The sequence below is a fragment of the Paenibacillus illinoisensis NBRC 15959 genome (genome assembly GCF_004000925.1).
GTDB classification, from domain to species: Bacteria; Bacillota; Bacilli; order Paenibacillales; family Paenibacillaceae; genus Paenibacillus; species Paenibacillus illinoisensis.
In genome coordinates this window covers 18,170-29,921 of sequence record NZ_BIME01000024.1, presented here as the reverse complement: position 1 = coordinate 29,921, position 11,752 = coordinate 18,170, and the positions used below count along the sequence as shown (strand labels likewise).

The window sequence follows — 11,752 nt, the reverse complement described above, 5'->3', positions numbered from 1 at the left end:
GATATTATTTTACGCGGGTGTAGTTCAATGGTAGAACTTTAGCCTTCCAAGCTAATAGCGTGGGTTCGATTCCCATCACCCGCTTACCGATATAGAGAAAAAAGAGATGATCATGATCATCTCTTTTTTTTGTGCTTTTAGGGTTTTCACCAGACTACATACTCTCTGCAATTACATCCTTTTGAACTTGAACAAATACAACTCACCCTGTGATATGTTGATTGGCAGCTTATAGATCAGAGTAGCCCTCATTTTTTATAAAACGCTTACAAAAATATCTTGCCTATTTAGCCATGATGTAATACTATACCAATTAAGCGCTTAACCTTTACGGGTAAGGCGCTTAAACTTAACGCAGATTAAGCGCTTTACCCGTAAAGGGAAAGGAGACGAAATCCATGACAACGATCCGGCTGACCATGGCCCAGGCACTGCTCCGCTATCTGGATCAGCAGTATATTTCCGTAGATGGTGTTGAGACCAAATTCGTGAAGGGTGTTATCGGTATTTTCGGACACGGTAATGTTACAGGAATAGGAGAGGCACTGGAACGCAGCCCAGGAAGTCTGACGTACATGCAAGGCAAGAATGAACAGGGTATGGTACACACTGCAGCGGCATATGCCAAGCAGAAGAATCGCAGACAAATATACGCGTGTACCACATCGATCGGCCCAGGTGCGTTGAATATGATTACCGCAGCTGCAACAGCGACCGTGAACCGGATTCCTGTACTTCTGCTTCCTGGAGATAACTTTGCCACACGTGAGCCGGACCCAGTACTGCAACAGCTTGAGGTGAGCAGTGATTATACCGTCTCGGCTACAGACCCATTTAAAGCGGTCAGCAAGTATTGGGATCGCATTGTACGTCCTGAACAGTTAATGATTGCTGTAACACAGGCAATGCGTGTTCTCACGGATCCAGCGGAGACGGGAGCGGTAACGCTGGCACTGCCGCAGGATGTGCAGGCAGAGGCGTACGACTACCCGGAAGCGTTCTTCGCCCGCAAGGTGCATTACCTGGACCGCCGCCCCCCGGTTCAGGCAGCCATTGAACGGGCTGCGGAACAGCTGGCCCGTGGCAGGAAGCCGCTGCTGGTTGCTGGCGGCGGTGTGTTGTATTCCGAGGCGTCTGTTCAGCTTGCTGCCTTCGCCGAGGCATTTGGCATTCCGGTTGCCGAGACCCAGGCTGGCAAAAGTGCACTGTCCTGGGACCATCCACTCAACGTGGGGGCCATCGGGGTTACAGGCTCTCTGGCGGCAAACCGACTTGCGAGAGAAGCAGATGTTGTGATCGGCGTCGGCACCCGGTTCTCGGATTTCACGACGGCGTCCCGATCCGCTTTTCAGCATCCTGAAGTGACATTTATCAACCTAAACCTGAACGGTATGGATGCAGCCAAGCTGGGCGGGGAAGCCATCCTGGCAGATGCACGGGAAGGTCTGCAAGCCCTGAAAACGGCAATGCAGGAACGGGGATACCGTAGCGGCTACGGCCCATCCGAGGTTGCTGATCTGCGGGGTGAATGGAACCGAGAAGTAGATCGGTTGTATGAACTAAAGCACGAAGCCGGCTTGGCACAGACCACCGCCGTTGGAATTATTAATCGGACCATTGATCCATCTTCCATCATCGTGTGTGCGGCAGGAAGCCTGCCCGGAGATTTGCATCGCCTGTGGCGAGCAGCAGCACCGAAGACGTATCACATGGAATACGGCTTCTCCTGTATGGGCTATGAGGTGAGTGGTGCGTTTGGAGCAGCGCTCGCAGAGCCGGATCGGGAAGTATATGCCATGGTTGGTGACGGTAGTTACCTGATGCTGCATTCCGAGTTGGTGACCAGCCTGCAGGAACAGAAGAAGTTCACCATTTTGCTATTCAATAACAATGGATTCCAATGCATTCATAATTTGCAGCGTGAGCACGGCAGTGACGGATTCGGCAACGAGTTTCGTTATAGGGAATCGGAGAGTGGACGACTGACAGGGGATTACATGCCGATGGATTTTGCAGCACATGCCCGCAGTCTGGGAGCACAAGCATATCGAGCGGAAACAGCAGAGCAGCTGGAGCAGGCGCTCAGGGATGCTAGGAATGAGAGCGTGACGACACTTATCGAGATTCCGGTTGTACCAGGGACAAATGCAGGAGGATATGAATCCTGGTGGAATGTTGGCGTGCCGGAAGTATCAACGGAAGAAAAGGTGGTAAATGCTCATCATGCAATGCAAGCCAGCCGTGCCAAAGTAAATCTCATTTAATTCAGCACTGTATATCTGAACAGACAAGATGCTGAACTCAAATAAAGGAGATGTGGAGCCATGAACAAGCTGCCATTTCAGCTCGGGATTCATCCGATCAACTGGGTCGGCGAGGATGTGAAGGAGCATGGAGACAACACGACGTGTGAGCAGATTTTGGATGATATTCAGCGACTCGGACTGACTGGTACGGAGATGGGGCGCAAATATCCAACGGATCCAGCCGCACTGCGTGAGGAATTAGATAAGCGCAATATCCGTCTCGTTTCCCAGTGGAAGTCGGTATTGCTCTCCGACCCGGCATACCGGAAATCAGAGCTGGACAGCTATCGCAGACACACGGAGTTTCTGCAATCGATGGGTAGTACGGTCATTAGTACAGCAGAGGTCGGGGGTTCCCTGCATTTTGATCCACGGCGGACTCCGCATGAGAAGGAAGTGCTAAGACTCAGTGAATCCGAGTGGCACATCCTTGCTGAAGGGTTGAACGAGGCTGGTGCCATTGCACGAGAACATGGATTGAAACTGACATACCATCACCATGGCGGCACCGTAGTGGAACGGCCGGAGGAGATCGACCGGTTGATGGAATTGACCGATCCTACTCTCGTTTACTTGCTTTATGACACGGGTCATGCCTACTACGGGGGAGCTGATCCACTTGCTCTGCTGCGTAAGCATTATGACCGGATTGCCTATATTCACTTAAAAGATATCCGTCCGGATGTTCTGGATGAGGCACGGGCAGCACAATCTGATTTTGTCGGCTGTATTCGCAAAGGGGTATTTACTGTACCCGGGGATGGATGCATTGATTTTGCACCGATTCTGCAGGAATTGGTTGATCGGGGATACGATGGGTGGGCGATGCTTGAAGGCGAGCAGGATCCTGCCATTCATAACCCATATGAGTATGCGAAACGTTCCCTCTTGTACATGAATTCATTAATTAGGTAGACCATCTAATTCGGCATGAGTTTATTATGATTTCCATAGGGTTAGGTAACGAAGGTGTTTTTCATAGGTGCATATCAAAATACCAATGTAGACAGAAGGTGTATTCGGAGAGAAGAGTAGGTTTTATCTGGATCGTTCAGCACCTTCAATCTAGAACACTATTCCATTTACAGAAAGGGGTTCTGAGCCATGGCTTACGTTTCCTTTCCTGCTTCCAGGAAGACGGATTTTACCGCAATCGGAAGACTATGCATTGACTTGAACGCCAATGAGATTAACCGTCCGATGGAAGAGACGATGACGTTTACGAAGTATGTAGGTGGATCTCCGGCCAATATTGCGATTGGCATGTCCAGGCTCGGCATGGAGACGGCTTTTATCGGGAAAATCGCCAATGACCAGATGGGAAGGTTCATCCATAGTTATCTGGAACGCAACGGAATTGATACGTCCAATGTGGTAACCGATGACACAGGAGCAGTGACAGGGCTTGCTTTTACCGAGATCAAAAGTCCAACCGACTGCAGCATACTGATGTACCGAGACCATGTAGCTGATCTGCTGTTACAAGCCCGTGAAGTGCAGGAGCAGCTGATCGAGGGTTCCAAAGTACTGCTAATTTCCGGAACGGCTCTTGCCCAGAGTCCATCTCGTGAAGCGGTATTTCAGGCACTAACGTATGCAAAAAAACATGGAACCGTCATTGTATTTGATCTCGATTATCGTCCTTACACCTGGACATCGGCGGAAGAAACAGCAGTGTATTACAACCTTGCAGCCGAAAAATGCGATATCATCCTGGGTACCCGTGAGGAATTCGACATGATGGAGACGTTTGACCTTAATACACAGCGCAGCGATCAGGTGACCTCGCAAAAGTGGTTTGACTACTCAGCAAAAATTGTTGTTATCAAGCATGGCAAGGAAGGATCCATTGCCTATACCCGCGAAGGGTTATCCCATCGTGCAGACAGCTACCCAGCGCGTGTGGTGAAAACATTTGGAGCTGGCGACTCCTATGCAGCAGGATTCCTGTACGGATTAATGCAGAACTGGACGATTGAACGCAGTATGGCGTACGGCAGCGCAGCAGCGAGTATCGTCATTTCTAGTCACAGCTGTTCGGATGCGATGCCAACGGTGGAACAGGTGAATGACTATATTGAGCGCTGTAATCGGGGCGAGATTATAGTGTCCTGAATCACTAAGGAATGGCTGCAACATATATAAGCGAAGGGAGACAGGGCTATGGGAAAAGGGATTTCGGAAGCGTCCACAACCGTGACGATGGTACAAAACTGGATCGGGGGTGCCTGGGTAGCCCCGGTGGCAACCCGAACCGAGCCGGTCATGAATCCGGCTACGGAGGAAGTCATTGCACACGTACCGCTGTCAGAACAGGCAGACGTGGATCTCGCGGTCCAAACGGCAAGAGAGGCATTCCCATCCTGGAGCAGCACACCAGTTCCTCGCCGTGCGCGTGTTTTGTTCCGCTACCAGCAGCTGCTGGTGGAACACTGGGAAGAACTGGCCCGGCTGGTCACATTGGAGAACGGCAAAAGCTATGCCGAAGCCTACGGGGAAGTACAGCGGGGCATTGAATGTGTCGAATTCGCGGCGGGTGCCCCGAATCTGATGATGGGCAAGCAGCTGCCAGATATCGCCACAGGGCTGGAATCAGGCATGTATCGGTACCCGATCGGCGTTATAGGGGGGATCACCCCTTTCAACTTCCCAATGATGGTACCGTGCTGGATGTTCCCGCTGGCGATTGCGTGTGGGAATACCTTTGTGCTGAAGCCCTCCGAACGAACACCGCTGCTCGCAGGGCGCCTGGCTGAGCTGTTCAAGGAAGCCGGGCTTCCGGACGGTGTACTTAACATCGTTCACGGTGCGCATGACGTCGTGAACGGACTGCTTGAACATCCGGATGTTCAAGCCATCTCTTTTGTCGGCTCACAGCCTGTGGCTGAATACGTCTACACTACTGCATCCGCGCACGGAAAACGGGTGCAGGCACTCGCCGGTGCCAAAAACCACTCGATCGTCATGCCGGATGCCGACCTTGACCTGACGGTGAAGGAGATCACCAGTGCAGCTTTTGGCTCAGCCGGAGAACGCTGCATGGCCTGTTCGGTTGTCGTGGCCGTTGGTGATATTGCAGATGCGTTGGTCCAAAAGCTGGTGGAAGCAGCGGACAATATCACGATAGGCAACGGTTTAGATGAGGGTGTGTTCCTCGGTCCGGTCATTCGAGGTCCGCATAAAGAACGTACCCTCAGCTACATTGAATCTGGAGAACAGGAAGGCGCAGCCTTGATCCGCGACGGCCGCAAGGATGAAGCGGCAAGCACGTCCGGATATTTTGTTGGACCCACCATATTCGACGAGGTTCAGAGCAGCATGAAAATTTGGAAGGATGAGATCTTCGCCCCTGTGCTCTCCATATCTAGAGTAGATACGCTCGAGGAAGCAATCCAGCTGGCGAATCGTTCCGACTTTGCCAATGGGGCGTGCTTGTTCACTCGTAGCGGGGCGAGCATGCGACAATTCCGTGAAACGATTGATGCAGGCATGCTTGGTATTAACCTGGGCGTACCTGCGCCAATGGCCTTTTTCCCTTTTTCCGGCTGGAAGAAATCCTTCTACGGTGACCTGCACGCCAACGGTACGGATGGTGTTGAATTTTATACGCGCAAAAAGATGGTGACGGCCCGCTGGTAACAACCCTAGGGATAAGCCAGACCAAGAGGGAGACTTCATCCTATAGCGAGCGAACAGGGACAGGGAGGATAACAAAATGGGCAAGGACAGAGTGAGAATTGGCATTATCGGTGCCGGGCGGATCGGTAAAATTCATGCAGACAATCTCCTGCGCAACCCGCATGCCGAAATTGTAGGAATCAGTGATTTGTTTGCGGGGCCTGAGCTGGAGGCTTGGGCCTCCGTCCGGGGAATTTCGGTTGTAACGACAGACAGCAATCAGCTTATCTCGATGCCGAACGTGGATGCTGTGCTGATCTGCTCCTCGACGGATACGCATGTACCCTTAATTGAACAAGCAGCGCAAGCGGGCAAGCATATTTTCTGCGAGAAGCCGGTCAGTATGGATTTGGCTCAAACCCAAGCGGCTGTAGCGGCTGTGCAAAAGGCAGGCGTGAAGCTGCAAATCGGATTCAACCGCCGTTTCGATCACAACTTCAAACGGGTGCGGGACCACGTGCAGGAGGGGACGATCGGTGATCCGCATATTATCAAAATCACTTCACGGGACCCAAGCCCGCCGCCCGCGGAGTATATCCGGGTATCTGGCGGGATTTTCATGGATATGATGATTCACGATTTTGATATGGCACGTTATCTGTCGGGAAGTGAAGTAGAGGAAGTATATGCCCAAGGGAATGTGCTGATCCACCCTGTTTTTGCAGAGCATGGAGATGTGGACACAGCCATTGTGACGATGAGTTTTGAAAATGGAGCCATCGGGGTCATTGATAACAGCCGCCAAGCGTTATACGGATATGATCAGCGTGTCGAGGTGTTTGGCTCATTGGGCAGTGCAGCAGCTGCAAACGATCATCCCAATACGGCAGAGATTAGTACAGCGGCAGGGCTTATGCGGGATAAACCGCTTCACTTTTTTCTGGAAAGATACAATGAGGCTTATGTGCAGGAGACGGCCCTTTTTATTGAAGCGATCCTGAAGGATACACCTGTTACTGTCGACGGCCATGATGCGGTTCAGGCTGAACGGATTGCACTGGCTGCAAGGATGTCCATGGAACAGGGGAGACCTGTCAAGCTGCGAGAAGTCACCGGGGTGACAATGGAATCTCAAACTGCATCGCCCTAAAAATTCATTTCAGCGTGCGCACAGAAAGGAGAGGCTGCAGCATGTCAGAACGTATCGTAAAACCGGCAGTACATTCGGAGGGGGACGGCACGCTTATACACGTAACTCCAGAGTCTGCTGGTTGGCAATATGTTGGGTTTCAGGTAGTACAGCTTGCAGAAGGGCAATCCTTCACCCGCGAGAGCGGTGATCAGGAACTCTGTATCGTACTGCTTAGCGGGCTGGCCAATATAAGTACGCGGGAGCATGCGTGGGAGAACGTTGGGAAGAGAATGAGCATATTTGAGAAAACACCTCCTTATTCCGTCTATGTCTCTAGCTCCGATCAGGTGGAGATCAAGGCTCTTTCGGCATTGGAAATAGCCATATGTGCGGCACCAGGCAAAGGAACATATCCAGCTCGTCTCATCACACCGGAAGACGTTGGAGTAGAGACCCGCGGGTATGGCAATCTGGAGCGCCAGATTCATAACATATTACCGGAACAGAAGGAAGCGGACAGTCTGCTCGTCGTTGAAGTATTTACGCCTGATGGACATTGGTCGAGTTATCCGCCGCATAAACATGACCGGGATGCCTTGCCTGAAGAATCACTACTGGAGGAGACCTATTACTTCCGGGTGCAGCCCGAGCAGGGGTTTGCCATTCAACGCATTTACACGGATGATCGGTCAGTGGATGAGACACTGGCAGTGAACAATGGTGAAGTTGTGCTTGTCCCTTGCGGATACCACCCAGTAGGTGCTCCACCGGGATATGAGGTGTATTACCTTAATGTGATGGCGGGCCCGACTCGAACCTGGAAATTTTATAATGACCCTGACCATGATTGGCTGATGAAAAGGTAATTCGGTCTCATCCCCACTTCCAGAATGGCTTCGAGTTGCGAATGCAGACTTCCCCCTGCATAATGAGAAGAAAACGATTACCTATATATAAGGATCTTGTATATAGCACAGATGGGGAATTAACAATGAAAGCAACCATTTATGATATTGCACGAGAGGCGGGCGTATCCATTGCCACAGTCTCACAGGTCATTAACGGTAAAGGGAAAATCAGTGAAAAGCGGCGCGCTGAGGTTATGGAGATCATGGAGCGCCTTAACTATCAACCTAGCGCGATTGCAGCTGCACTTACAGGCAAGCAAACCTATACGCTCGGTCTGCTTGTACCCGATATATCCAATCCGTATTTTGCCGAGCTTGCCAGAGCGGTAGAAGACCGGAGCCGTCAGCTGGGGTACAGTGTCGTGATCTGCAGCACGGACAATAAGGACGAGCGGGTAGAGCGCTATTTGAACCTGCTTCAGCAAAAAAGAGTTGATGGCATGATGATCGGAACGGGTATTGATAATGCCGAGATTTTGTCACCCCTTTTGCAGCAATCCATACCTGTTGCCTTAATCGCCCGTCAACTGCCATCCCTCTCGGTGCACACCGTTACAATCGATGACAGGCTCGGAGGCGCACTGGCCGCGCAGCATTTGCTTCAGCTCGGTCATACCCGCCTTGCGGTGGTGTCAGAGCCCCTCAAGGTCAGCAGCAGTAAGGAACGTATACTAGGATTCCGGGAAGCAGTGGAGGAAGCAGGTCTTGCTCTTGAATCTTCCCAGGTCAGGGAATCAACCGCGGACATAAAATCAGCCAAAGAGGAGGTGCTTGTGCTGCTCGGGCAAACCATCCGGCCAACCGGCATATTTTGCTGTAATGACATGCAGGCCATTGGTGCGTTGCAGGCAGCAAAAGAGCTCGGCCTGCGAGTCCCTGAAGATGTCTCCATCATCGGATTCGACAATACCATTCTCGCATCCGTGACCAATCCACCGCTTACGACGGTTGCCCAGCCTATTGAGGATTTGGGGCATCGTGCTGTGGATCTGCTGATCGATGAGTTGAAGGATGAGCACAAACGGCCACAGAAATTGGTTCTGAAACCCGAGCTGGTGATCAGAGAGTCAACGGGGGATGTCTCCATTCGTTCTTAATTCAGGGATCCAGCATCACATCCGCTCGGGTGAGACATACAAACAAGCCGTATTCAACCTCGTAGGAGGATGGATTCGGCTTATTCCGTGTGGAGCACGGGACCAGAAGGCATGATGAAATCGAATTGGTATGATGTAATCCAGCTGCTGCTTGGTAGGGGGAGGTAAGCTGTTTTTTCGCATAGGGTAGCTATAATGTTCAATATGTTGGTTTGGATGGATGTATTAATATAGAACAATATATGGATGAAATGGTATACTGAAAGTAACATACGATATCCAATTTTTATAAGAAATTAGGATGAGAAAGATGGGTGATTTTATTAAAAGGTGGGGACTTGCTGCATCCATATGTTTCATTGTGGGCTTATTCCTACTGGATTTTTCTTCTGGTCAGAAGGAGATCACCACAGAGTCAGCAGTTGAATCCCTCATACAGGATCCTTCTCAGACTAATGTGATGGACTGGGAAGTTACGAAACTATCTCCTGAACAGTTTCAAGAGAGATATACTGAACTTACGGGTGAGAGAACATCGAAGGAACTCATCAAGCAGGAGCAAGAGTGCCAGAAGGCCGACACCACAGAGGAACAAACACCTTCACTAATCATGGAGTGCTACGACGCAGAGTACGCGGCCACTATAGCCCTGGAAGAAGGAATTTCAGCACAGGCAGGAGTTTTGGTACAAGTAAGAGAGGTCAGAAGTGGTGACATGATACGAAAAGAGTTCCGCAAAGTGTATGAGAACACCGGTTATCTCTCCTCTGATGATTCCAGCTCAATAGAACTTGTGAGAAATTATGTCTTGGGTACGCTGCAGGATCGCTCTCGATTACAGCTCAGTTTTAGTGGATACGTAGAACACTTAGAGAGACAAGAAGAATGGGGAGCCCAGCATCAGAGGGCGAGGGATCCACTTCATTTTAGCGGATCCGGATTTTTCCAACTATAGATGGACTCAGGTGCATATAGGTTAACGAGAGGAGGTTGATTTATGAATAGAAAAAGAAAGCTGATTTTGGGTATCGTTATTTTACTTGTCTTAGTAGCTACAGCGATACCCGTATACATATCTAAACAACATACCACGTTTCGGGCAGAGGTTACGGATCACATGACCATGCTGGACAAATTCGACCGGTTAGAAATCACGAGATTTTCAAGTACATCGGGGGACAGGGAGGAAGTGATCATCAAGGATGCGGGGGAAATTCAGGACTTTCTGAAGGACTATAAGGACATTGAATTGAAGAAGATTAATCGGAGGGATACGGAACGGGAATCTCCCTATTATTATGAGTGGCGTCTGATGATTAACAAAGAGGAACGTGAAATCAATGGTTTTGGAATTACCCTATATAACAAACATTCAATGACGATCTATGACGGTAATGATACGCGAGATAAACTACAGGACTATAAGGTGTCGCAAGATATGAATTGGTACAAGATGGAGCGCCTCTTTGAGGGAATAAAGGAGGAAGAATCATGACCAAGTACCATGTGCGTCCTGTAGAGACGGAAGATGTTCCGTTCCTGTGGGAGATGTTATACGCTTCCCTACATACCCAGGTGGGTGATGAATTTTTGGAACCTGGGATTGTCCATTCTCCAGAACTATCCAAGTACGTGGAAGGCTGGGGAAGAACAGGAGATTTTGGATATATCGCGGTAGATACATTAGGCAGGAAACTGGGTTCGATCACTTTACGTTTGTATGATGAGCAGAATGCCGGATACGGTTACGTGAACGCTGCTACACCAGAGATGGGCATGGCAGTCATTGAGGAAGCACGGGGAAAAGGATTGGGCACTCTTCTGATGCAAGCAGCATTGGAAGAAGCTCGGCAGAGGGGGATTGAGGCAGTGTCGCTCAGCGTAGATCCAGACAATGCAGCCATCCGACTTTACCGGCGTTTTGGATTCGAGGAGATTGGGATGTGTGGTACATCGGTCACCATGTTATGTCGACTTCATCCAGCCCTTTGAGTACTACGGGAGTCTAAATGGATCTAAACATAGAAGAAGCGTTCCCATAAGGGAACGCTTCTCTTATTTCGTCAAAAATGCTAGTGCTTCATCATATGTTTCCCATTGGAATTCCGTCTGATGCTCCGATTCCTTGGAGATTCGATTCAGCTGCATCTTCGCAATGGCACTGCCGACCGCAACACTCGCACGTCTCATACCCCATTGTGTGAGCAGCTTTTGGTGCTCCACAATTTTCTCTTTGGTTTCCTGGGAGAAAGCCTTCATGTTTCGCATGTCAACCAGTACATCAAACGAATTATTCAATTGCTGCGCAATATGTTGAATTTCCCGATTCGTTTGTTCTACTTCTTCAGGGGAAACCATGCCATCCCAGATTATTTCAATAATAGGTTCCTTTGAATCCAAACGTCGTACAGACATACAGGCAACTCCCTCGAAAAAATTATGTAATATATAAGTCTATTGACCTATTAATTATACCCGAAAATCGGGCGTTGAAACAAATTTTCGAGATTATGTAATACTTATGAACTATTTTTATACTAGCAGAGTTAATTTTAGGGAATCTAGGATGAGAGTGATATAGCCGCCAAAAATAATAGAGCCGCCCAGGTTAATGCTCTAGAAGGCTCTATTTATTTCAGGAGACAAATAGGGGGATGCTGAGCTTGCCCCTGTGGGTTGCTTCTTATGACT

At 49.8% G+C, this 11,752-nt stretch carries 11 protein-coding genes and 1 tRNA gene; 11 read left to right on the top strand and 1 reads right to left on the bottom strand.

The annotated features are described in order from the left end of the window. Positions 1-13: 13 nt before the first annotated feature. From PIL01S_RS29170 to PIL01S_RS29120, 11 genes are all read left to right on the top strand, one after another. Positions 14-84: transfer RNA gene (locus PIL01S_RS29170), tRNA-Gly, on the top strand. Between the two features lie 314 nt (positions 85-398). Further along, positions 399-2,264 carry a 3D-(3,5/4)-trihydroxycyclohexane-1,2-dione acylhydrolase (decyclizing) gene (iolD, locus tag PIL01S_RS29165; RefSeq protein ID WP_127541345.1) on the top strand — a complete coding sequence of 622 codons (1,866 nt, stop codon included), beginning with the start codon at positions 399-401 and terminating at the stop codon, positions 2,262-2,264. A 60-nt stretch (positions 2,265-2,324) separates the two neighbouring features. Continuing rightward, the gene (gene iolE / locus PIL01S_RS29160) at positions 2,325-3,221 is read left to right on the top strand and encodes a myo-inosose-2 dehydratase (RefSeq protein ID WP_127541342.1); all 897 of its coding nucleotides are present in this window, start codon (positions 2,325-2,327) and stop codon (positions 3,219-3,221) included. Between the two features lie 189 nt (positions 3,222-3,410). Then, a complete protein-coding gene (gene iolC / locus PIL01S_RS29155) occupies positions 3,411-4,421 on the top strand; it encodes a 5-dehydro-2-deoxygluconokinase (RefSeq protein WP_127541339.1) in 1,011 nt (336 codons plus the stop codon). A gap of 48 nt (positions 4,422-4,469) precedes the next feature. After that, positions 4,470-5,945 carry a CoA-acylating methylmalonate-semialdehyde dehydrogenase gene (locus tag PIL01S_RS29150; protein WP_281280821.1) on the top strand — a complete coding sequence of 492 codons (1,476 nt, stop codon included), beginning with the start codon at positions 4,470-4,472 and terminating at the stop codon, positions 5,943-5,945. Positions 5,946-6,021: 76 nt separating this feature from the next. Beyond that, the gene (gene iolG / locus PIL01S_RS29145) at positions 6,022-7,074 is read left to right on the top strand and encodes an inositol 2-dehydrogenase (protein ID WP_127541337.1); all 1,053 of its coding nucleotides are present in this window, start codon (positions 6,022-6,024) and stop codon (positions 7,072-7,074) included. 41 nt (positions 7,075-7,115) lie between these two features. Beyond that, positions 7,116-7,922, top strand: a complete 807-nt coding sequence (gene iolB, locus PIL01S_RS29140; RefSeq protein ID WP_127541335.1) for a 5-deoxy-glucuronate isomerase — start codon at positions 7,116-7,118, stop codon at positions 7,920-7,922. A gap of 125 nt (positions 7,923-8,047) precedes the next feature. Next, positions 8,048-9,061: a LacI family DNA-binding transcriptional regulator gene (locus PIL01S_RS29135; protein ID WP_127541333.1), complete on the top strand. Its 1,014-nt coding sequence runs from the start codon at positions 8,048-8,050 to the stop codon at positions 9,059-9,061. Positions 9,062-9,371: 310 nt separating this feature from the next. Further along, complete coding sequence (locus PIL01S_RS29130; protein ID WP_127541331.1) at positions 9,372-10,016, top strand: hypothetical protein; 645 nt, start codon at positions 9,372-9,374, stop codon at positions 10,014-10,016. 42 nt (positions 10,017-10,058) lie between these two features. Next, positions 10,059-10,556: a hypothetical protein gene (locus PIL01S_RS29125; protein ID WP_127541329.1), complete on the top strand. Its 498-nt coding sequence runs from the start codon at positions 10,059-10,061 to the stop codon at positions 10,554-10,556. Further along, positions 10,553-11,053, top strand: a complete 501-nt coding sequence (locus PIL01S_RS29120) for a GNAT family N-acetyltransferase (protein ID WP_127541327.1) — start codon at positions 10,553-10,555, stop codon at positions 11,051-11,053. Before PIL01S_RS29125 ends, PIL01S_RS29120 begins: the two co-directional genes overlap by 4 nt. A 63-nt stretch (positions 11,054-11,116) precedes the next feature. Here the strand turns inward: PIL01S_RS29120 and PIL01S_RS29115 are convergent, their stop codons facing one another. After that, positions 11,117-11,476 (bottom strand): hypothetical protein, encoded by a 360-nt coding sequence (locus tag PIL01S_RS29115; protein WP_127541325.1) that lies wholly within the window; start codon positions 11,474-11,476, stop codon positions 11,117-11,119. Positions 11,477-11,752: the final 276 nt, after the last annotated feature.